Source organism: Bacteroidales bacterium (genome assembly GCA_012517825.1).
Classification (GTDB): Bacteria; Bacteroidota; Bacteroidia; order Bacteroidales; family JAAYUG01; genus JAAYUG01.
On the sequence record JAAYUG010000131.1, the window covers coordinates 12416 to 34064 of the forward strand.

Sequence of the window (21649 nt, forward strand, 5' to 3'; positions counted from 1 at the left end):
GGCGAAATTTTTTCCGCACAATGATACAAATTTTCAGAAGACAGTTTGATGAGGTTTGCTACCTTTGCATCAGAGAAGGTTCATATGCATCTGCAACGCTTATCACTGGTCAATTTCAAAAATTTCAGGGAGGCCTCTGCCGAATTCAGTCCCAAGATCAATATAATTACAGGACAGAACGGCGTTGGCAAGACCAATCTTCTGGATGCCATTCATTATCTCTGCATGACCAAGAGCTACTTCAATCCGGTCGACACCCAGAACATACGGCACGGCGAAGAGTTTATGCTGATAGAAGGATGGTTTGAAAGGGAAGGTGCTGAAGAATACATAACCTGCGGAGTAAAACGCCACCAGAAAAAACAGTTCAGGCGCAACAGGAAAGAATATCAGAAACTCTCGGAACATATAGGATTTCTTCCGGTGGTAATAGTTACACCCGAGGATTCGGCCCTGATCAGGGAAGGGAGTGATGAACGCCGCCGTTTTATGAATGCCGTTATCGCACAATATGACCAGGCCTACCTCGACGACCTGATCACTTACAACCACATTCTTACCCAGCGGAATGCCCTTCTGAAACAGATGTCCACCAAAGTCCCAGCCCGCTATGAGGAGGTGGAAGTATGGGATATGACGCTCATTCCTGCCGGACAGCGAATATTCGAAAAAAGAAAACAGTTTGTCAGCGAACTCGTGCCGGTATTTCAGAAGTATTACAGCACGATTTCATTTGACCGGGAGCAGGTTCGCCTGAGTTACCATTCCCATCTGTCGGATGGAAATTTCGGCGATCTCCTGCGCCAGAACTTTGAAAAAGATGTGATTCTGCAGTACACAACCATCGGAATTCACAAGGACGACCTGCTGCTTGACCTTGATGACCATATGTTGAGAAGGTTTGGTTCGCAGGGCCAGCAAAAAACCTTTCTGGTTGCCCTCAAGCTGGCCGAATCGGACTTTATACGCCAGTGGAACGGTCAACAGCCCATTTTGCTTCTGGACGACATTTTCGATAAATTCGATGACGACAGGGTGCAGAAAATCATCCATCTGGCAGCCGACGACCATTTTGGTCAGATCTTCATTGCCGACACCAACCGGAACAGGATACGAACGTTTATTAACGAAACCAGAAGCAATTACCGTATCTTTGAGATCAGCGACCAGAGTATCCATCTTATTGAATCATCGGATGAGGCGAAGTGAAACACAGCATATCGGCCAGATACTGGAAGACATTCTGTCGGAATTTCAGATCGGGAGGAAGATGAAAGAAGCCCGGATTCTGAATGCGTGGGATGAGGTGGTGGGGTCTTACGTACGTTCCCATACGGTCAAAACCTATATCCGCAACCGGATTCTTTTTGTGGAATTTGACTCGGCCGTTATACGCAACGAGGTTTTCATGATGAGGGAACAACTGACATCCCGGCTGAATGATGCCGCCGGGGGTCATGTTATCGAAAAAATTGTGTTCAGGTGAAAACGATGCACGCCTCAAAACCGGAAGACCAGTTTACTGAGCGGCTGAAGGCTTTTGCCGAAGAGAACCGTTTCTTCACAAGCCATTCGAAAGTGCTTCTGGCCGTGAGCGGAGGAATTGATTCGATGGTCATGGCCCATGCCATGCATTGTCTGGGGAGGGTCCAGGGAATTGCCCACTGCAATTTTCAGTTGCGTGGCAAAGAATCAGATGATGATGAGGCATTTGTCAGAGAATGGGCCAACCAACACGGGATTCCCTTTCACCTTCAACGTTTCGAAACGGAACGCCATGCACTTCTGCAGGGAATTTCCCTGCAAATGGCAGCACGTGAACTGCGTTACGGATGGTTTAAAGAGCTGTGCAGGCAGTATGGTTATACGCAGGTTGCCATGGCCCATCACCTGGATGACCAGGCCGAAACCTTTTTTATCAACCTGGCCCGGGGCTCAGGCATTAAAGGCCTGGCAGGAATGCCCGCCATGCAGGACGTATTCATCCGTCCTCTTCTTTTTACCAACAGAGCCGAAATTGAAGAATATGCCAGGCGCAACGGCATAAGCTGGAGGGAAGACTCTTCCAATCCAACCGAAAAGTATTTGCGGAACAAAATACGTCACCGCCTGATCCCCCTGTTCGAATCCATCTATCCCGGTGCCACTGAAAACCTGCTCCAGGCTATGAAAAAGCTTGGAAACAGCTACCAGATCTGTTCCCGACGACTTGGGGAGTTCATAAACGACGTTGCTGACATTGAAAAAGGGATGACCCGCATCAGCATATCCCGGCTGAACCAGTGGCCCGACGCCAAAAATCTGCTCACGGAATACCTGGCTCCCTTCCATTTTCATCCCGATATAATTGATGCGGTTTACGCAAATCTGAACGCACAATCAGGAAAGACCTTCTGCTCATCATCCCACAGGATCACCAAGGACCGGGAAAACCTGTACATAGAGAAAATACAGGAACCTGCCGACGAAGAATACGAAATTGAAGAAGGAATTCGCTCGCTGACATTCCCCGTGAATATGAAAATCATTTCCTTCCCCAGACCGCGCGGGTATCTTCTGCCTGATTCTCCTCTGGTGGCTTCACTCGATTACGATAAAATTCAGTTTCCGCTGGTCTTGAGGAAATGGAAAACCGGTGATGCTTTTATTCCACTGGGAATGAAAGGAAGAAAAAAAATCAGCGACTTTTTTACCGATAAAAAGATACCTGTTCCGTTAAAAAAGCGAATCTGGCTCCTGACCTCAGCGGGCGAAATTGTCTGGGTCATCGGGTATCGCATCGATCATCGCTACCGGATAACTGAAAAAACCAGGAACATCCTGTACATTGAATATTTCCCTCCCGAATAAAGATGATCTATATCACCTTTTCACAGAACAAAGATCATTTTTTTCATTAGCAAAACTCAACAGCAAAACGGTAACCAATATATGAATTACCCGTACATTTGTACAGACAAATTACCGGTCATTGAGGGTTTGCAGGAAGCGATAAGGGTTATCATGGTTGGATGCTTCGTTGCAGAAAGAGAAACAGGTTTTTTTCATAGGCTTTAGTATTAGTTGTTTAGGGTAAAGGTTAATGCTGGTAGTTTGATTTAGGGTTGATGAAAGGTGCCGGAATTTTTTCCGGCACCTTTTTCTTTTTGTTCTGATGCAACAGATGGTGACACACATCATCCAATGTCAAAATTAACATCACTCTTTTTTAGGGAACATTCTAAAAGCGGCGACGTATCTTTATCTAGAAATTAAAACCTACCATTATGAAAACCTGCCTGATCCTTTCACTTTTTCTGGTTCCGCTGGCACTTTTTGCGCAGCCTTCCGAGTCGACCCAGCAGAGAGCTCCTGTATATGAGGCCAATAATACCGCTTCCGTGCAGATTGCACCGGATTATTACAGCATGGTGCTGATGCAGGCAGAACAAGCAGCTCAGAAAGAACAGTACAGCAAGGCGATTAAACTACTGAAAGAATATATCAGTGCGAATGATACCTCAGCGACCCTGTGCACAAAGCTTGCCATATTGTATCTTGAAAACGGACAATATGTAAAATCCCTCAAGGCGGCGAGCCACGCGTCAGAGCTAAATCCTTCCGATCCGCGGAATTTCAATATTATGGGAATCACGCTGTTCTACCTGGGGAATTATGAACAGGCGCTGAATGCCTATACCAGGGCCATTGCCCTGAATCCATCCTTTGCGGTTGCCTATTATAACAGAGGCCTGCTCCGGTACGAAATCAATGATAAAAATGGGGCTTATTCCGATTTAATGAAAGCCCGGGAACTCAACTTTGAAGGTATTGACAGCATCATAGGCGAACTGTTTGCTTATCGCAGCAAAAAAGAAAAGGATAATCAGTAATTCTTGCTTTTCCAAGCTGTACAGACAAAATCCAAAGGGGTGATATTATAAAACAGCCAATAATGCCACCCCTTCAGGGCTCCTGTTTATCTTCTCTATCTTGATTCTACTATAATGTCGCCCTTTCAGGGCTGATGTTATTTTTGAAATTTGGTTCTGAAGATTTTTTTTCGCGGGAAAGGCAAAAAAACCTTCGCTTTCTGCCGGAATGTTGGAATTACAGGCAAAGTAAAGCCCGCATAAAGGCCTGTGCGCGGATGCGGGCAAAAGATGTATATTAGCAGGCAACAAAATCTGCTGATATGAATAAAAAAATTTTCCTGTACGCATTCCTTTTCCTGTTTACAGCTTTCGCCGGCCGGGGACAAATTCCGGGTAATCTTGAACCCTCAAAGTATTTTGGTTTTCAACCGGGAACTGACCGGGAGCTTATCGATTACAACCAGCTGATTACTTACTTCAGTAAGCTGGATGAACAATCTCCGCTCATGAAGATGGAAGAAATCGGTGTAAGCCCGCTGGGAAAGAAAATGTATGTGGTGTTTATTTCTTCCGAGAAGAACATCCAGCATCTTGACCAGCTGGGAAAGATAAACCGGAAGCTTGCACTGGAGGCAAACCTGAGCGAACAGGAAAGGAATCAGTTGATCAGCGAAGGAAAGGTATTTGTTCTGGCAACCCTCTCCATGCATTCCGAAGAGGTTGGCCCGTCGCAGGCCGCACCGATTATAGCCTGGGATCTGGTCAACCTGAAGAAGCCCGGTATGAAAGAGTGGCTTGACCAGGTGGTGTTTATGATGGTTCCCTGCCATAATCCTGACGGAATGCAGATGGTTGTTGAAAATTACCGCAAATACAAAGGAACCAAATATGAAGGATGCTCCCTTCCGGGAGTTTATCACAAATATGTGGGGCACGACAACAACCGGGATTTCATTTCCCTTTCGCAGGAAGATACCAGGGCCATTAACCAGTTGTACAGCAAAAAATGGTTTCCCCAGGTAATGATTGAGAAGCACCAGATGGGGGCTACGGATGTGCGTTATTTTGCGCCTCCTCCGCATGATCCGATTGCCGAAAATGTGAACGAAGCAATATGGAACTGGATGCGGGTATTTGGCTCAGCCATGGCCAAAGACATGACCGCCGCCGGTCTGGCGGGCGTGACCCAGGAATACCTGTTCGACGATTACTGGCCGGGTTCTACGGAAACGGCCATCTGGAAAAACATGATCGGCATGCTGACCGAATGTGCCAGTGCCAATGTGGCCTCTCCTGTGTGGATTGAGAAGAACGAACTGCAGGTTGACGGCAAAGGGCTGGGCGATTACAAAAAGAGCATCAACATGCCCCTGCCCTGGCCCGGCGGATGGTGGAGACTGGGCGATATCGTTCAGTACGAAATAGAATCTACCTGGTCACTGCTCAGAACAGCCGCCGTGTACCGCGCTGATATCCTCAGACTGCGCAATGACTTGTGCAGAAAAGAAGTGGCCAATGGCCGCAGCATGTCGCCTGCCTATTACATTCTTCCTGCCGGCCAGCCCGATCAGAGCGAACTGGTCAACCTGGTAAACCTTCTGGATGAGCATGGAATTGATGTTTACGAACTTGCTTCGGACGTGAAGATCAACAACCTGTTGTTTCACAAAGGCGACATTGCCATACCTCTCGCCCAGCCGTTCCGGCCTTTCATCAAAGAGGTGATGGAAAAACAAGCCTTTCCCGAACGACACTACACCCCCGGAGGGGAAATGATTCAGCCCTACGACATAACCTCCTGGTCATTGCCCCTGCACAGATCATTGAAATGCACGGAAATTCCGAAAACAGATGACCTGCTCGATGCTTCCCTCAGGAAGGTTTCCATACCCTATACGCTGAGGATATCGAAATCAGTGCCCTCCGGAAAAAATACCGTATTGCTCAGTGCAGCCAACAACGGCAGTTTTTCTGCGGCTTTCAGCGCTCTGACCGGCGGGCTGAAAGTGGAGAGAACCGGTACAGCGGTTACCATGGGAGAAAATGTTTATCCGTCGGGCAGTTTTGTCATTTCAGCCGGAAAAGAAACCTACGATGCCCTGAACAAACTGGTTCAATCGCTGACGTTCGAACCGGTTTTTACCGATCGTAAAAATCTTCCTTCTCTTCAACCGGTCAGGCTTCCTTCCGTAGCACTGGTCGAAAGCTGGTTCCATGATATGGATGCCGGATGGACCCGCTTCCTACTGGACCAGTACCATATACCCTATAAAGTTATACGGCCGTCGGACCTTGCCGACCCCAAAAAGGAAATCAAAGCCGATATACTGATATTTCCCGACCAGAATAAATCGATTCTGATGGAAGGAAAATACAGAGGAGGAAGCGACAGCTATATGACAGCCGATTATCCTCCTGAGTATGCAAAAAGAATGGGCAAGAACGGATTGGAAAAAGTGCTCAGGTTTATGAACAAAGGAGGAAGGATTGTCGCCTGGGGAAGGTCTGTCAGTTTGTTTGAAGGAATGCTCGAAATTAATGAGAATGATACCGTCAGTGATAAAACGGTGAAGGAAGAAAAAGAAGAGTTTGTCCTCCCCTTCCGCGATATTTCGGAGAATTTATCCAGGTCGGGACTGGTCTGCCCCGGTTCTCTGATGAAAGTCAATTTTCTTCCCGATCATCCCCTGACGTATGGAATGCCTGCATCAGCCGGAGTTTTTTACCGTGGCCGGCCGGCTTTCCGGACGTTTGTACCCGGGTTCGATATGGACCGCCGGGTGATCGGCAGTTTCCCCGAAAAGGATATCCTTATGAGCGGATACTGCAACAAGGAAGAGCTTTTATCAGAACTTCCCACGGCAGTATTGATTACCAAAGGAAAAGGACAGTTGGTGCTTTTCTCCTTTTCACCGGTATTCAGGGCTTCCATGCAGGGAAACTACAAATTACTTTTCAATGCCATCCTGATGTAGCAAACCTGCGGGAGTTAGCAATTCACTGAGAAATTTCTGCATGCGGCCTACATGGGAACCTTCCCAGTAGATTTTTCCGCAGGAGGTACAGCAATAAAAGCGGCGATAAAACCGGAACGTACGTTTACTGACCCTGGGTTCGGCTTCTTTCCGCGAAATCCGTTTAACCTTTCCGTTGCAGCGGGTACAGCGGGAAAACGGTTGGGCCAGTTTGTGCAATGAAAAATAGTTTACCACCTCCTGAATCTGGGTGCGGGGATTATCGGACCTGATGAAGTAGCCGTGGGTAACACGGTCATTTTTCAGTATTCCGAGGTCGCGGGTCAGGATGATGCGTTTCTGGGAACGGGCAATATCAATAATCTCCCTGTCGCCGAGGGAATTTTCATAGACTGTATCGAATCCGGCCAGACGCAGGTACCTGGCCAGCCTTCCCAGGTGGACATCCAGAACAAATTTCGGTTTACGCAGAGGCCGGGGCCTGAGATGAGTAACATCCGAAATATCCAGTGTTTCAAAAACAGGATAAACCGATATCTGATCCCCGGGCTGAAGATGATGACCGAAGGAAACTGAATTCCCGTTAACCAGAATGAGATCCACTTCGGTATGCGGTACACCGATAGCCTGGATGGCATCCTTCACCGACGGATTGCCGTTGAAAAGGTAGGGGAAAGCCTTTTGCCGGTACTTCGGCCTCAGAAAATCATTCAGTTCTGCATAAAAGCGGAACATGCAATATTTTTTCATTGCCCGGATCTTTGAACACACTGCCGTTTATCTGGCCGGAGATTTTTCTGCCGATCTTTTCCACAGGAAATACACCGGAATGCCGATAAGAACAATGATCAATCCCGGCCAGGTAAATTTCGGCTTATAGAAAAGGAGCATCAGCATGACAAAAAGGGAGAAAACCACATACACCGCAGGCAATACAGGATAACCAAAGGCCCTGTACAGACGTTCTGCTTCGGGGCGTTTTTTGCGGAGAATGTATATGGCTGAAATAATCAGGACATTAAAGATCATAACGGCAAAGATGACATAGTCGAGCAAATCGCTGTACGTGCCGGAAAGACAAAGAAGGATACCCCACACACCCTGAACAGCCAGCCCGATGGCAGGAACATTACGGCGGCTCAATATACCCGTCCTCCGGAAGAAAAGTCCGTCCTGTGCCATGGCATAGTAAACCCTGGCCCCGGTAAGAATAATACCATTGTTGCAACCGAAAGTTGAGATAACCACTGCCAGGGCCATAATGATTTCAGCCGGTTTTCCGAGAATCTGGTACATGGAAGCAGTACCCACCCTGTCTTCGGCAGCGTACTGGATACCCCGGGCTGCCGCCGTAAGGCCTTCCGGATCGCCCCGCAACGGAAGGGATTTCAGGTACACCACATTTACAAGAAAATAGAGAAGTGTAACGATTACTGTACCGAGAAACAGGCTGACAGGGATGGTCTTTTTCGGATTGATCACTTCGGCCGAAGCAAAGGTTACATTGTACCATGCATCAGCCGAAAAAAGGCTTCCGACCATGGCCGTGGCAAGGGTTGCCATCAGGGCAAATCCGGTGAGGGATGAAAGAGGATCGGAAGGGTTGCTTCCCCGGGTATTCCATATTCCCTGCGGATTCTGGTCTGCAATGCCTGTGCCCCGTAACACCCAGAAACCAATAAGAACAAAAAGAATCAAAATGGCAGCTTTGGTGAAGGTAAAGATATTCTGCACCCATTTTCCTTCCTCTACCCCCCTCATATTGACCCAGGTAAGAAAAACAATGGATGCAATGGCCACAAAGTGAACGGCTGTTACTTTCACCACACCGAGATCCAGCAGAATGTTGGCTTCGGAAATAGAAGGAATCAGCACACCGAGGTATTTGGCAAAAGCCATACCCACTGCGGCAATTGTGCCGGTCTGTATAACCAGAAACAAGGTCCATCCGTAGAGAAATCCGAACAAAGGGGAATAGGCTTCCCTGAGGTACACATAGATACCGCCGGCCTGAGGCATCATGGCGGCAAGCTCACCATAGCTTATTGCTGCAATCACCGTCATAATGCCCGTCAGAGCCCAGGCCACCAGCAGCCAGCCGGGTGAAGCAAGCTCGCGGGCCATATCGGCACTTACAATAAAGATACCCGACCCAATCATCGATCCCATCACCAGCATGGTGGAATCGAAAACATTCAGCCGCCGTTTAAATTCATATCGAACCGTATCTGCCATTGAACAAAAATTTGCTTTTGTAAATATGCAGAATTTTCCCTTTCGTCAAAAAATATTACCAAACAGAAACCTTAAAAAACATTCTTTCGTTAAGTGGAAATGAAGTATCTTTAAAATGCATTATTAACCAAAACCCTTGTATCATGAAAAAAATCCGTTTCGCAATGCTTTTCGGAATGTTGGCTTTACTGCTTCTGGGCTGCAGTAAAGACGACGAATTTTCCATTATTGGCAAATGGAACATTGACAAGATCACCGTGAGTTATTATCAGGGGTCGACCCTGGTTCAGACCTATTCGCAGGTAGATTCTCCGGATAATGATCTGGGCTGGATAGAGTTCAAAGACGGAGGAACAGGCGTTGATAATGAAAACGGAACGTTTACCTGGACATTAAGCGGGAGCAATTTAACCGTAGTTACGGAAAATGAAACCCTTGACCTGAAACTCACCACCAAGGAAAAAAAGAAACTGGTCGGGGAAGCTACTCAGACAATTACTGAAGAGAATGTAACTTACACGCTCAAGACAGTGATCGAACTCTCCAGGTAATTTCTCACAGGGTGCTTCAGGAAGTATTTATTCCAAATTCTTCAATTGAAAAACTCAATTGAGAATCTCGGTTTATTGGATCAGGCAAACGATCTTCGGATGGTTTGCCTGATTTTATTTTACTTCAGGGAAACGTTCGTAAAGCGGAAAAAAGAAATTGCATTCAAACTGGGCATGTTCATCGCTGTCGGATCCATGCACTGCATTGTCGCGAACATCGTTTCCGTAAAGCTGCCTGATGGTTCCGGCAGCAGCCTTTGAAGGGTCGGTAGAACCGATGAAATTACGGTAGGCTTCCACAGCATCTTCCTTTTCGAGAATGGCCACCACCACCGGGCCGGAAATCATATATTGTACAAGGCCTTCGTAGAATGGTTTCCCTTCGTGCACAGCATAAAAGGCACGGGCCTGTGCCTCTGTCATCTGCAGCATCTTCAGGGCAGTCAACCGAAATCCTGCTTCCGAAATTTTGCCGAGAATGGCTCCTGTATGATTGCTCCGTACCGCACCGGGCTTAATGATTGTAAGGGTATAACGTCCGTTCATTGTTCACAGCGTTTTTCCCAAAAATAAACATTTTTGTTTCAGTCGGGCCAGTTGAGGGGAGAATTCTTCTTCCTGTTGCTCAATTCGTAAAAAACCTGTACGTTTGGTATTTTTGTACCAAACGTTATTGACAGATAATGAAGGAGGAATTTGTTCAGAAATTCAGGGAGCTAACCGAATCAGCACGCCGTCCGGCAGTGATTACCCATTTTGACCCTGACGGGGATGCCGTTGGTTCTGCTCTGGGGATGGCTCTGTATCTTCAGAAAAAAGTGAAGAACAAAGTACCTGTTCTTATTCCCAATACAGACCCGGCTTTCCTGCAATGGTTGCCGGGCCATGACCAGGTGGTTTTTTACGACCGCGACCCCGAAGCCTGTGCCAGGGTAATTCAGGCTTCCGATTTACTGATTCTGGTGGACTTCAATGTCAGGAACCGTCTGAAGAAAATGGAACCCTGCGTTTTTGCATCCCGTATTCCTTCCGTTCTCATCGACCATCATCCCGATCCCGACCTTCCGGCCATACTCGTGATATCGGATACGGAACGAAGTTCAACCGCCGAGCTGATCTACGATCTGATCATGAGATGCGGAGATGCGGAATTGATTGATACCGACATTGCCGTTAATCTGTTTACAGGAATTATGACCGATACGGGCTGTTTCAGTTACAATGCATCGCGCCCCCGTACCTTTGAAATTACGGCACAACTTCTGCAGTATCCCTTTAACAAGGATACGGTGTACCGGAATGTGTACGATTTCTATTCCGAACAGAGGATGCGGCTCATGGGATACTGCCTGCATCAAAAAATGAAAGTGATTCCCGGGTGCCGAACAGCCTATATTGCTCTTACCCGTAAAGAACTGGAAGACTTCCATCATGAACCCGGCGATACGGAAGGATTTGTGAACCTTCCCTTTTCCATCCGGGGGACGCTGGTAACAGCACTTTTTACGGAAAAGGATGACCATGTAAAAATTTCGTTTCGCTCAAGGGGCAGTTTTGCCGTCAACACCTTTGCCAGCCGCTATTTTTCAGGTGGTGGACATTTTCACGCTGCCGGCGGGGAATATCCTCTGCCGCTGGATGCTGCCGTTCAGAAATTTACCGAGATGATTCAACAACATAAGGATGAAATCAGGGATTAAGACGTGCCCCTTAGTACTGACCATTTTCCTTCTGATCGTTGCCGGCTGTAAAAACCCCGCTCCTGAGGAAAATACCAGGAAACCGTTCACAGAAGACGATCTGGTGCGGGTAAACAGGTATCTTGTAGAAAAAGATCACAAGGCGATCCGCAGGTTTATCGAACGCCAGGGCTGGAAAATGCAGCAAACCGCAACGGGACTATGGTACGAAATTATCGAACACGGGCACGGACCTGCGGGATGCAAAGGGTGCATGGCTGTTCTTTCCTATAAAGTCAGTCTTCTCGACGGAACCCTTTGTTACAGTTCGGGCAAGGACGGGCTGAAAGAATTTCTTATCGGTCAGGGCGGTGTGGAATCAGGCCTGGAGGAAGCCATTCTTCTGCTTCATCAGGGCGACAGTGCCCGGCTGGTGTTACCGCCTTACCTGGCTCATGGCCTCACCGGCGATCAGAAAAAGATACCCGGCAGAGCATCACTGGTTTATGAACTCAGGGTGCTTCGGATCATTCCGGCTCAATGACCTGTTTACCGAAATCCTGAAGCTGACGCAACCCGAACAAAGGAATTTGCGTCTGATTAGTGTATATTTGCAAACACTGATTCAAAAAATTTGAACAACAAACCAAAGGATTATGAAAAAGAGTCTTTTTTTCTTCGTGGCCTCGCTGACAGTTTTTTCTGTGCTTTTTACGGCCTGCAATAAGAGCGATAATACCGATGAGCTGAAAGCCAATGAACAGCGCCTGCTGGTTAAATATCTTTCCGATCATAACATAACGGTCCAGCCTACGGCCAGCGGGTTGTACTATATTGAAACCGACACCGGTACGGGGATTCAGCCCGTTATGGGGGATATGGTTCTGATGAACTACACCCTGAAAATCATCTCTGACAAAATTGTTGCTACCAGTGATAAGCAAACAGCCATCGATAACGGCATAGTCCAGGAATATTATCTGTATGGCCCACAGAAATACATTCTTCAGGAAAACCGGTATGAGAAAGGCCTTCAGGAAGGCATACTGATGATGAAGGAAGGAAGCAAGGCTACGATGATTATTCCCAGCAGTCTATCATACGGAGGTCTCGGCATGCCCTGGCTGGGAGTTTCGCCTTACTCTACCCTGATCTACAATATAGAACTTCTGCGTGTGATTAAAAACCCGGATGCATTTGAAAGGGAGCAGATTGCTGCATACCTCGATACCACATCAATAACAGTGGCCGATTCAACAGCCGATGGATTGTATCATATTATTGACAAGGCCGGTACAGGCGATCTTCCAACTACCGGAACCATTGTGAAAGTAAACTATAAATTGTATCTGATTGATGGTCGAAAACTTGCAGAGAATAGTCCTGATCAACCCTTTTCCTATTCGGTTGGTTCAGCTGGCTATATTGAAGGATGGGACAAAGGAATCCGTCTGACCCGGAAAGGCGAAAAATGCCGGATTATTATCCCCTGGTACAAAGCTTACGGAAAATCAGGTTTTCAGGTTATACCCCCATACAGTACCTTATTGTATGTTCTGGAACGGGTTGACTGATTACCTTCCGATCAGAAAAACACAGAGCCTCCTGTTTACTTCAGGGGGCTTTTTTTTCCATTCTGCCACCGACATGGTTCGTATTTCCTCTGAAGGAGATGTGATATCAGCCGCGATGCAGAGCAGGGTATCGGCCTGCAAAACTTTCAGCAGGCTTTCCACCATCTGTTGATTGCGGTAAGGCGTTTCCATGAATATTTGCGTGTAGCCGGTATTTCCCGCTGTCTGTTCCAACTGCTTCAGTCGGCGAATCCGCTCGTTTTCCTTAACAGGCAGGTATCCGTGAAAGGAAAATTGTTCCGCATTCAGCCCCGATGCGATCAGGGCAAGAAAAACGGAAGAAGGCCCGGGCAAAGGAATCACGCGGATACCGGCCTTATGGGCGGCCCGTACAAGTTCCTCTCCCGGATCAGCCATGGCAGGCAGGCCCGCATCAGACATCAGCGCAACTGTCCGGTGCTCTGTAACGGCCTGGATCAGATCAGGAATTACGGTGCGGGGAGAATGTTCATTCAATACCATCATGGGAAGGGTATCAAAGCTTCCTTTGAATCCCATGTTCCTGAGGTTTCTCCTGGCGGAGCGTTCATCTTCAACAATAAATAACCGGATTTTATCCAGTAATTCGAAAAAAAACTCCCCGAAAAAAAGCGACGGCTGGTCGGAAACCAAAGGGGCAGGAACCAGGTAAAGCACAGGGCTGTTTGTTATCACTTCTTCCGGCATGGCAACAATACGACCGCACTAAATTACGCAAATCCTTTTTCCAGATCGTTGAATGAAAAAAAATTTCCGGCACATTCCGCAGGAATGCCTCAAAACCTGATATACCGGCGTAGCTTTCAGAAAATATTATGCCGGTGAGCCGGGGCTTTTTCACCCTCAGCCAATGCCGCCCGGTGCCAGACGGCTGAGATACTTCCTGCCGGGGATGCTGAATCGCTTCGTTCCAAAATATCCTTTTACCGATAAGTTATTTTGATTAAATTGTTCCTGCAATTATTTTTGCAACTTTACAAAGAGAAAAAAGCGGAAGCAACGGCTTTGTGCAGTTAAACAAAAGAAATTTCAGGTGAAGGTTACATTTCTGGGAACAGGGACATCACAGGGAGTGCCGGTCATTGCATGCCCCTGCCAGGTATGCAGGTCATTTGACCCGAGGGATAAACGCCTGCGGTCGTCGGTTATGATTGAAGAAAACGGGCTGAACATTGTCATCGACACGGGGCCGGACTTCAGAACCCAGATGCTCAGGGAGCACGTAACCAATGTCGATGCCATCCTGTTTACCCATGAACATAAGGATCATACGGCCGGACTGGACGATATCCGGTCGTTCAATTACCTGAAGCAACGGCCTATGGATGTATATGCCGAAGAAGCGGTCATTCGCTCTCTGAAAATGGAGTTTGCTTATGTGTTTGCCGAGAAAAAGTATCCCGGCGTTCCGCAGATTGAAGTTCATACCATTGGCACAGAACCCTTTATGATTCGGAATCTTTCGATCATTCCCATACGGGCTATCCATTATCAGCTTCCGGTTCTGGGTTTCCGGATCGGAGACTTTACCTACATCACCGATGCCAATTACATTCCCGAAGAAGAGAAAGAAAAAATAGCCGGCACCCGGTATATGGTTATTTCCGGTCTTCGTAAACAGAAACATATTTCCCATTTCAGTCTGGGCGAGGCCATTGAACTCATCAGCGAATTCAGCCCCAAACGCGGGTACATCACCCACATCAGCCACCAGATGGGCCTGCATGAGGAGGTTAGCAGGGAATTACCGCCCAATGTAATGCTGGCATACGACGGACTGAAAATTGAATTCTGAAAGGATTCCTGGTGGTGAGGAGATGAACCGGCTGTAACCGGAAAAGATTGTTTGCTCCTGCTGTTTTACGCTGTACAACATATTGGCCGCACCGCAGGAATGTAGTAGATTTGAAGGTAAACTTTCAGCTTATGGGACTTACAGTAGTAGAAAAAATCCTTGCCGCACATGCCGGAAAAGAAAAAGTACAACCGGGAGATATAGTTGAAATCGCCATTGACACACGCGTGGCCCGCGATTTCGGGGGTGCCAATGTGGTTCAGCATCTCCGCGAAAACCATCTCGCAATTGCCGATCCTGCCCGAACCATCTTTACCTTTGACTGCAATCCCACCGGTTCTGACCAGAAATACGCCGCCAACCAGCATCTGTGCAGGCTATTTGCCAGGGAAAATGGTATTCAGCTTTATGACATCAATGCCGGGATAGGCACCCACATACTCATTGATGAGGGGCTTGTGCTTCCGGGCTTTACGGCTGTTTCGACTGATTCGCATGCCAACATTCTTGGTGCCATTGGAGCATTCGGACAGGGAATGGGCGATATGGACATAGCTGCCATATGGGCACATGGCAAAACGTGGTTCAGGGTTCCCCGCTCGGTAAAAATTGACATCAGGGGAGAATGGAAAAAGGAAATAACGGCTAAAGACATTGTTCTGAATCTCCTTGACCGGTTTGGCGCCAATACCCTTCTCGGCGCATCGGTAGAGCTGACCGGGGAGGCCATCGAAAAGCTTTCCCTCGATGCCCGGATTACCATTGCTTCGATGGCAACCGAGATGAGCGCTCTCATTTTCCTCCTTCCTCCCGGCGAAGAAGTTCTCTCCTACTGCTCAGCCCGCTCAGGGAAAAAATGCATTCCGGTGCTTGCCGACGAAGATGCACATTATGATGAGGTATATACTGTTGAGGCCTCATCCTTTACAGAAAGAATCTCTCTGCCCGGTAATCCGGAGAATACGGTGCCGGTGGCCGAAGTTGCCGGCAAAAAGATTGATTCAGGTTTTATCGGAAGCTGTACCAACGGACGGATGGAAGACATGCGCACAGCGGCAGCCATCCTGAAAGGCAGAAAAGTTGCCCCCGGTGTTGTACTGAAGGTAGTACCTGCCACCTCAGCCATCTGGAGGCAATGTTTGGATGAAGGGATTCTCCGCATTTTTCAGGAAGCGGGGGCACTGGTTTCCAATCCGGGCTGTGCCGGATGTGCGGCAGGACAGGTGGGGCAAAACGGACCGGGCGAAGTAACCCTCAGTACGGGTAACAGAAACTTCCCGGGAAAACAGGGCAAAGGAGAAGTTTACCTCGCCTCTCCCGCTATTGTAGCTGCTTCGGCAGTGGCCGGCTACATAACTTTCCCCCACCAGATCCCAAGCCAGCCGGCTGTATTTAAAACCCTTCCCCCGGAAAAAAAGGAAAAAAGACCGGAACCGGACAAGAAACAGGAAAAAGAAAAATCCATGGTTGCTGAAGGAAAAATATGGCGTATCGACAAGGACAATATTGATACCGACATGATTTTTCACAACCGGCACCTGACCATTACAAACCGCGAGGAAATGGGCAAATATGCCTTTGGCAACCTGGCGGGATTCGAAGACTTCGCAAAAAATGCCCGGCCCGGAGACATCATTGTTACCGGAAAGAATTTCGGCGCCGGAAGCTCACGGCAACAGGCTGTTGACTGTTTTATTGCACTGGGCATTCAGTGCATTGTTGCCGAATCCTTTGCTCCCATCTATGAGCGGAATGCCATTAATGCCGGGTTCCCGATCGTCAGCTGCCCCGGTATACAGGAAACCGAGCTGAAAACAGGCGACAGAATACGCGTCAACTTTGCTACAGGGGAAATAACCAACCTTGAAAACAATAAGAAAATTTTTGGTACAAAATTTTCAGAAGTGCAAAGGGATATCTATTTTAGAGGCGGAATATTACAGGAGAAACCATGAAACTGACCATCCCGGAAGGATACCAGCCACTTCTGAACCTCAAACAAACCGAAAAAGCCATCAAGCTGGTAAAGGATTTTTTTGAAACGGCTCTTTCGTCAGAACTGCAGTTGCGCCGGGTAACGGCTCCGATTATCGTAATGAAAGGCACAGGGATTAATGATGATCTGAACGGAGTAGAAAGGCCGGTAAGTTTTCCCATTCGCTCCATGAACGACAGGGTAGCCGAAGTGGTTCATTCCCTGGCTAAATGGAAGCGTATGGCCCTGGCGGACTATCAGATTGAAGAGAACTTCGGAATTTACACCGACATGAATGCCCTCAGGCCTGATGAAGACCTGGATAACCTGCATTCCATCTATGTTGACCAGTGGGACTGGGAACGTGTTATGAACCATAACCAGCGCAACCTTGATTTTCTCAAGTACATTGTAAGAAAAATCTATGCCGTACTCAAACGTACCGAGTTCGTAGTGTTCGAAAACTACCCCCATATACGGCCCATTCTGCCGGAGGAAATCACTTTCGTTCATTCCGAGGAGTTGCTCGACAAGTATCCTTCCCTCACACCGAAGGAAAGAGAATACAAGGCCGCCAGGGAATATGGCGCCGTGTTCATTATCGGCATCGGCCATCCCCTGAAAAACGGCGAGCGACATGACGGTCGCGCGCCTGACTATGATGACTGGAGCACAGAAACTGCCAACGGATTCAGGGGCCTGAACGGCGACATTATTGTATGGAATCCGGTTCTGAACGATGCCTTTGAAATTTCCTCCATGGGTATCCGTGTCAATCCCGAAGCCATGCTGTACCAGCTGAAAATGAATAATTGCGAAGAAAGGAAGGAGTTATACTGGCATAAACGGCTTCTGAACGGCGAATTGCCGCAGTCCATCGGCGGCGGTATCGGACAGTCGCGTATCTGTATGTATTTCCTCAGAAAAGCCCATATAGGGGAAGTACAGGCAAGCATCTGGCCTGAGGAAATGATCACCATGTGCAGAAAGAACAACATTTTTCTGATGTAGGATCTTTTTTAAAAACTACCGGATCATTCACTTGGATAATACTTGCACCAAAGGAATATGAGGATCATTTACATTCTTTCATTTTTTCTGATAATGGGTTTTCGCCTTTCCGCGCAGGAAAAAAATATGATAGATCCGGCCCTGAAAACACCTCAGGAAATAATGAACCGATTTATGGACATGCGTTTTGGCATGTTCATTCACTGGGGTCCGGTAACCCTTCGTGGTACTGAAATCGGCTGGTCACGCGGCCATGAAGTTGCAACAGAAGATTACGACAACTTATATAAAGAGTTTAATCCGGTTTTGTTTGATGCCAGTGCCTGGGTTAAAACCGCAAAAAATGCCGGAATGAAATACCTGATAATCACCAGCAAACACCATGACGGATTTTGTTTATGGCCCTCTGAATACACCGATTATGACATCATGGCAACACCCTTTAAAAAAGATATTGTGGGGGAACTGGCGAACGCATGCAAAAAAGAAGGCATCCGGTTCGGCATTTATTTTACCATACTCGACTGGCACGACAAAAACTACCCGCTGCATAACGATGGTAAAGGAATATCGGAAGACGGAAATATGGAAAAATTCCGTTCAACCATGAAAAACCAGCTGAAAGAACTGGTTACGAAATACGACCCGTATCTGATCTGGTTTGACGGAGGATGGGAAGAACCCTGGACAAATGAAATGGGAAGAGAGATTTATACTTACCTGAAAAGACTGAAAAAAGATTTAATCATTAACAACCGGCTTGGGAAGGAAATGACGGGTATCGCCAACAAAAATGCTGATTACAGTAAAATGGTCGGCGATTTCGATACACCGGAACAACGGATTGGAAATATGAACATGGATTTCCCCTGGGAAAGCTGTATTACAATGGGCACCCAATGGTCTTGGAAGCCCAATGATAAGCTAAAGTCCGTAAAAGAATGCCTGCAAACGCTTGTAAAAACAGCATCAGGCAATGGCAATCTGCTGTTTAATATAGGCCCCATGCCTGATGGGCGTATCGAACAACGACAAATAGACCGTTTGGTGCAGATGGGCGCCTGGCTTAAAAAATACGGAGAAAGCATCTACGGAACCAGAGGCGGTCCCTACCTGCCAAACGAGGCATACAGTTCAACCCGTAAAGGCAATATAGTATTTGTCCATTTATTTGAAACGGATAAAACGGAAATTATCTTACCGGCTTTGCCCGGCGTAAACGTTCAAAAAGCAACATTAATGAACGGAGGTGAAGTACGTTTCAAGGAAACGGACGGTTTTTATAAAATCAGCCTTCCTGCTGTCCTGCCCGACAGTATCTGTAATGTACTGGTATTGCAGATTAACAGGGAAGCTATCGAAATCCCTGTTATCGGAAATACTTCAATCCCTTAACCCGATAAATCGTGGGCTGAATGCCAACACACTCTGCATTAGCTCGCTTAACTCCTGATACATAATATGCTTTAATCTCCCGGCACAGCCGCACCATCAAAATTGTTTGCTCTATAAAGAACAACAGGGAGAACACCTGTCTGAAGCAATGGCCGGTTATTGCCAGGAACTGATGTGGAGCAATTCTTCATAATCTGCTGCAGAATATATCCTGCCCTTGATAAAATGAGCAAAATACGGGCTATTTTTAGCAAAAAAACAGAAATATGCCCGGAAAAACCTTTGCAGAAAAAATACTGGGTGCATCGGCAGGCAGTATTGTATTCCGCCAGCCTGACCTGGTGCTCACCCACGACAACACCATGAGTATAAGCAAGACATTCGAAAAAATGGGAGGAACAAAAGTAGCCTTCCCTGACCGCCTTCTGGTGGTTCTGGACCACAATGCCCCTCCCACAACCGGCAAACTGGCCAATGATTACCAGGCCATACGCCGTCTGGTCAGGGAGCAGAACATCAAACGGTTTCATGATGCCGGAGAAGGAATATGCCACGAACTTTCGTCCCTCCATGCACGTCCGGGAATGATCATTACCGGGAGCGACAGCCATACCTGCACGGCCGGCGCTTTCAATGCCCTTGCCGCCGGAATTGACAGGACAGAAGCCGCAGGGCTCTGGAAAAAAGGAGAAACATGGTTTCGTGTACCCGAGAGCATGAAGATCATCCTGAAGGGAAAATTCAGGGAAGGCGTTTCTGCCAAAGACCTTGCCCTCTGGTTAACGGGAATTCTGGGAGCCGACGGAGCCAATTACCTGTCCGTTGAGTTTCATGGCGACGGAGTAAAGAACCTCTGCATGGCCGACCGGATGACACTGGCCAATATGGCGTCAGAAATGGGGGCAAAAAATGCCGTTTTCCCTCCCGATAAGGTGCTTGCTGATTTTTATGGAACGGAAGCTCTGAACGGAATCTGGGCCGACGAAGATGCCACTTATACACAGACCATTGAAGTTGACCTTAACGAAGTTTTTCCCGTGGTGGCTGCTCCCCACCAGGTTGACAATGTGCATCCGGTATCAGAATTTGAGGGAACGGAAATACAGCAGGCGCTGATCGGGACCTGCACCAACGGAAGAATTGAAGATCTTCGCGCCGCCGCAAGCATTCTGGAAGGCAAACAGGTCAAACCGGGGGTACAATTGCTGATCATTCCGGCCTCGCGGAAGGTTTACCTCCAGGCCGTCGAAGAAGGGCTTATCAGCATATTTCTTAAAGCCGGAGCCAATATTCTTTCTTCCTCCTGCGGACCGTGCCTCGGAACAGGACAGGGAATTCCGGCCGACGGCACAACAGTTATTTCCACAGCCAACAGAAATTTCAAAGGCCGGATGGGAAACCCCAACGCATCCATCTTCCTCGCTTCACCAGCCGTTACCGCTGCCTCGGCCCTCACAGGCTTTATTACTGATCCCACCTCCCTCAGCAGGGGGAAGAAATTTCCATTTCCTTCCATCCGTCAGAATACCTATACAATTCCGCCCGGAGAAAACCGGAAAACAGGCAATATATGGAATTACGCCGATATTGACCATCTGAATACCGACCAGATGTTTGCCGGAAATCTTACCTATACCATTCTCAGCTCGGACGCTGATGCCATACGCCCCCACCTGTTCAAGGGATTTGACGAGAACTTTGCAGGGAAAGTAGAACCGGGCGACATTATCATTGCAGGGGAGAACTTTGGCTGCGGCAGTTCACGCGAACACCCTGCCGTTGGTCTGGCCCATGCCGGTGTAAAAGCAGTTATCGTCAAGTCGGTGAACCGCATCTTTTACCGGTCGTGTATCAACCAGGGACTGCTCCTTCTGGTCCATCCCGGATTCGTAAATGCATACAAACCGGGCGATATGGTGATCCTACGGCCCGAAAAAGGAGAAATCCTTCTCAATGATACTTTGTTCACCTTCCCGCCTCTGCCTGAAACACTTATGGACATTGTCAGGCACAAGGGACTGGTAGCCTATTACAAAACCCACTGAGGCATTTACGGGTCAGAACTCTTTTGCAGATAAAAAGAGAAATTGTACTTTTGCACGCCCGGCACCCTGATCGGGTCTGGCATAACCGGTCCGGTAGCTCAGCTGGATAGAGCAGCAGCCTTCTAAGCTGCGGGTCGTGGGTTCGAATCCCGCCCGGATCACGGCAAAAAATTTAAACGCCTGTAAAACAAATTTTTACAGGCGTTTTTTTATGATATAATTTTAGGTACAAGTTTTTTTACCTTCCTGCTATACGTTACGCGGCTTAACGCAGTGGCGGATTTCGGAGCACAAAACTGTCAAGCCGTCACAAAGATAATTAAACTCTAACTCTTAAAGGAGATACGTATTATATTTCGATGGGAATCTCAAATTTTTCAAAAAGACGTTTAGCATAATTGGTTATTTCATTTAAATGCCAGCTATCATTGATTTTAATCATTTTAAGATCCGAAAGCATCTGTATAAGGTCATTCACAGAATATTTTTTAAGTAAGTCTCTATTTTTCAGCTCAATATAT

Annotated in this window: 18 protein-coding genes and 1 tRNA gene; 15 read left to right on the plus strand and 4 right to left on the minus strand. The window is 47.5% G+C overall.

The window, feature by feature from the left end; genetic code table 11:
• Positions 1-84: 84 nt before the first annotated feature.
• From recF to GX419_08965, 5 genes are all read left to right on the plus strand, one after another.
• The gene (recF, locus tag GX419_08945; GenBank protein NLI24817.1) at positions 85-1209 is read left to right on the plus strand and encodes a DNA replication and repair protein RecF; all 1125 of its coding nucleotides are present in this window, start codon (positions 85-87) and stop codon (positions 1207-1209) included.
• Entirely contained in the window at positions 1196-1486 is a 291-nt protein-coding gene (locus tag GX419_08950; protein NLI24818.1) for a DUF721 domain-containing protein, read from the plus strand. Before recF ends, GX419_08950 begins: the two co-directional genes overlap by 14 nt.
• Positions 1483-2850 (plus strand): tRNA lysidine(34) synthetase TilS, encoded by a 1368-nt coding sequence (gene tilS / locus GX419_08955; GenBank protein NLI24819.1) that lies wholly within the window; start codon positions 1483-1485, stop codon positions 2848-2850. The genes GX419_08950 and tilS overlap by 4 nt, the downstream gene beginning before the upstream one ends.
• Positions 2851-3266: 416 nt before the next feature.
• The gene (locus tag GX419_08960; GenBank protein NLI24820.1) at positions 3267-3872 is read left to right on the plus strand and encodes a tetratricopeptide repeat protein; all 606 of its coding nucleotides are present in this window, start codon (positions 3267-3269) and stop codon (positions 3870-3872) included.
• A gap of 302 nt (positions 3873-4174) precedes the next feature.
• On the plus strand, positions 4175-6829 hold the full coding sequence (locus GX419_08965) for a hypothetical protein (GenBank protein ID NLI24821.1): 2655 nt from the start codon (positions 4175-4177) through the stop codon (positions 6827-6829).
• Here the strand turns inward: GX419_08965 and GX419_08970 are convergent.
• Both GX419_08970 and GX419_08975 read right to left on the minus strand, forming a co-directional pair.
• Complete coding sequence (locus GX419_08970) at positions 6803-7579, minus strand: Mut7-C ubiquitin/RNAse domain-containing protein (protein ID NLI24822.1); 777 nt, start codon at positions 7577-7579, stop codon at positions 6803-6805. The genes GX419_08965 and GX419_08970 overlap by 27 nt on opposite strands.
• Positions 7580-7606: 27 nt before the next feature.
• The gene (locus GX419_08975; GenBank protein ID NLI24823.1) at positions 7607-9064 is read right to left on the minus strand and encodes an amino acid permease; all 1458 of its coding nucleotides are present in this window, start codon (positions 9062-9064) and stop codon (positions 7607-7609) included.
• 143 nt (positions 9065-9207) lie between these two features.
• Between GX419_08975 and GX419_08980 the strand changes: the two genes are divergently transcribed.
• The gene (locus GX419_08980) at positions 9208-9615 is read left to right on the plus strand and encodes a hypothetical protein (protein ID NLI24824.1); all 408 of its coding nucleotides are present in this window, start codon (positions 9208-9210) and stop codon (positions 9613-9615) included.
• A 114-nt stretch (positions 9616-9729) separates the two neighbouring features.
• Here GX419_08980 and ndk read toward each other — a convergent pair whose 3' ends face one another.
• Positions 9730-10161 carry a nucleoside-diphosphate kinase gene (gene ndk / locus GX419_08985; GenBank protein NLI24825.1) on the minus strand — a complete coding sequence of 144 codons (432 nt, stop codon included), beginning with the start codon at positions 10159-10161 and terminating at the stop codon, positions 9730-9732.
• Between the two features lie 137 nt (positions 10162-10298).
• Here ndk and GX419_08990 point away from each other — a divergent pair, with 137 nt between their 5' ends.
• The 3 genes from GX419_08990 to GX419_09000 all read left to right on the plus strand — a co-directional run bounded on the left by GX419_08990 (position 10299) and on the right by GX419_09000 (position 12868).
• Positions 10299-11315 carry a bifunctional oligoribonuclease/PAP phosphatase NrnA gene (locus GX419_08990; GenBank protein ID NLI24826.1) on the plus strand — a complete coding sequence of 339 codons (1017 nt, stop codon included), beginning with the start codon at positions 10299-10301 and terminating at the stop codon, positions 11313-11315.
• A complete protein-coding gene (locus tag GX419_08995; GenBank protein ID NLI24827.1) occupies positions 11299-11838 on the plus strand; it encodes a peptidylprolyl isomerase in 540 nt (179 codons plus the stop codon). Before GX419_08990 ends, GX419_08995 begins: the two co-directional genes overlap by 17 nt.
• A 112-nt stretch (positions 11839-11950) precedes the next feature.
• The gene (locus GX419_09000) at positions 11951-12868 is read left to right on the plus strand and encodes an FKBP-type peptidyl-prolyl cis-trans isomerase (protein NLI24828.1); all 918 of its coding nucleotides are present in this window, start codon (positions 11951-11953) and stop codon (positions 12866-12868) included.
• Here the strand turns inward: GX419_09000 and GX419_09005 are convergent, their stop codons facing one another.
• The gene (locus GX419_09005) at positions 12869-13564 is read right to left on the minus strand and encodes an SAM-dependent methyltransferase (protein NLI24829.1); all 696 of its coding nucleotides are present in this window, start codon (positions 13562-13564) and stop codon (positions 12869-12871) included.
• A 376-nt stretch (positions 13565-13940) separates the two neighbouring features.
• Between GX419_09005 and GX419_09010 the strand changes: the two genes are divergently transcribed.
• The 6 genes from GX419_09010 (at position 13941) to GX419_09035 (ending at position 21289) form a co-directional block, all read left to right on the plus strand.
• The gene (locus GX419_09010; GenBank protein ID NLI24830.1) at positions 13941-14702 is read left to right on the plus strand and encodes an MBL fold metallo-hydrolase; all 762 of its coding nucleotides are present in this window, start codon (positions 13941-13943) and stop codon (positions 14700-14702) included.
• Positions 14703-14833: 131 nt separating this feature from the next.
• On the plus strand, positions 14834-16657 hold the full coding sequence (locus tag GX419_09015; GenBank protein ID NLI24831.1) for a 3-isopropylmalate dehydratase large subunit: 1824 nt from the start codon (positions 14834-14836) through the stop codon (positions 16655-16657).
• Positions 16654-17688 (plus strand): aspartate--ammonia ligase, encoded by a 1035-nt coding sequence (locus tag GX419_09020; GenBank protein NLI24832.1) that lies wholly within the window; start codon positions 16654-16656, stop codon positions 17686-17688. The genes GX419_09015 and GX419_09020 overlap by 4 nt, the downstream gene beginning before the upstream one ends.
• A 126-nt stretch (positions 17689-17814) precedes the next feature.
• Positions 17815-19083: an alpha-L-fucosidase gene (locus GX419_09025; protein ID NLI24833.1), complete on the plus strand. Its 1269-nt coding sequence runs from the start codon at positions 17815-17817 to the stop codon at positions 19081-19083.
• 266 nt (positions 19084-19349) lie between these two features.
• Entirely contained in the window at positions 19350-21128 is a 1779-nt protein-coding gene (locus GX419_09030) for a 3-isopropylmalate dehydratase large subunit (GenBank protein ID NLI24834.1), read from the plus strand.
• 87 nt (positions 21129-21215) lie between these two features.
• Positions 21216-21289, plus strand: a tRNA-Arg gene (locus tag GX419_09035).
• The last annotated feature ends 360 nt before the right edge of the window (positions 21290-21649 follow it).

Bases quoted from the DNA above. Each gene is read 5' to 3' on its own strand.
- GX419_09025 (NLI24833.1), top strand. From the start codon at position 17,815: ATGATAGATCCGGCCCTGAAAACACCTCAGGAAATAATGAACCGATTT.
- ndk (NLI24825.1), bottom strand. From the start codon at position 10,161: ATGAACGGACGTTATACCCTTACAATCATTAAGCCCGGTGCGGTACGG.
- GX419_08975 (NLI24823.1), bottom strand. From the start codon at position 9,064: ATGGCAGATACGGTTCGATATGAATTTAAACGGCGGCTGAATGTTTTC.
- recF (NLI24817.1), top strand. From the start codon at position 85: ATGCATCTGCAACGCTTATCACTGGTCAATTTCAAAAATTTCAGGGAG.
- GX419_08980 (NLI24824.1), top strand. From the start codon at position 9,208: ATGAAAAAAATCCGTTTCGCAATGCTTTTCGGAATGTTGGCTTTACTG.
- GX419_09020 (NLI24832.1), top strand. From the start codon at position 16,654: ATGAAACTGACCATCCCGGAAGGATACCAGCCACTTCTGAACCTCAAA.
- GX419_08950 (NLI24818.1), top strand. From the start codon at position 1,196: ATGAGGCGAAGTGAAACACAGCATATCGGCCAGATACTGGAAGACATT.
- GX419_08990 (NLI24826.1), top strand. From the start codon at position 10,299: ATGAAGGAGGAATTTGTTCAGAAATTCAGGGAGCTAACCGAATCAGCA.
- GX419_09015 (NLI24831.1), top strand. From the start codon at position 14,834: ATGGGACTTACAGTAGTAGAAAAAATCCTTGCCGCACATGCCGGAAAA.
- GX419_08960 (NLI24820.1), top strand. From the start codon at position 3,267: ATGAAAACCTGCCTGATCCTTTCACTTTTTCTGGTTCCGCTGGCACTT.
- GX419_08995 (NLI24827.1), top strand. From the start codon at position 11,299: ATGAAATCAGGGATTAAGACGTGCCCCTTAGTACTGACCATTTTCCTT.
- GX419_08970 (NLI24822.1), bottom strand. From the start codon at position 7,579: ATGAAAAAATATTGCATGTTCCGCTTTTATGCAGAACTGAATGATTTT.
- GX419_09030 (NLI24834.1), top strand. From the start codon at position 19,350: ATGCCCGGAAAAACCTTTGCAGAAAAAATACTGGGTGCATCGGCAGGC.
- GX419_09000 (NLI24828.1), top strand. From the start codon at position 11,951: ATGAAAAAGAGTCTTTTTTTCTTCGTGGCCTCGCTGACAGTTTTTTCT.
- GX419_08965 (NLI24821.1), top strand. From the start codon at position 4,175: ATGAATAAAAAAATTTTCCTGTACGCATTCCTTTTCCTGTTTACAGCT.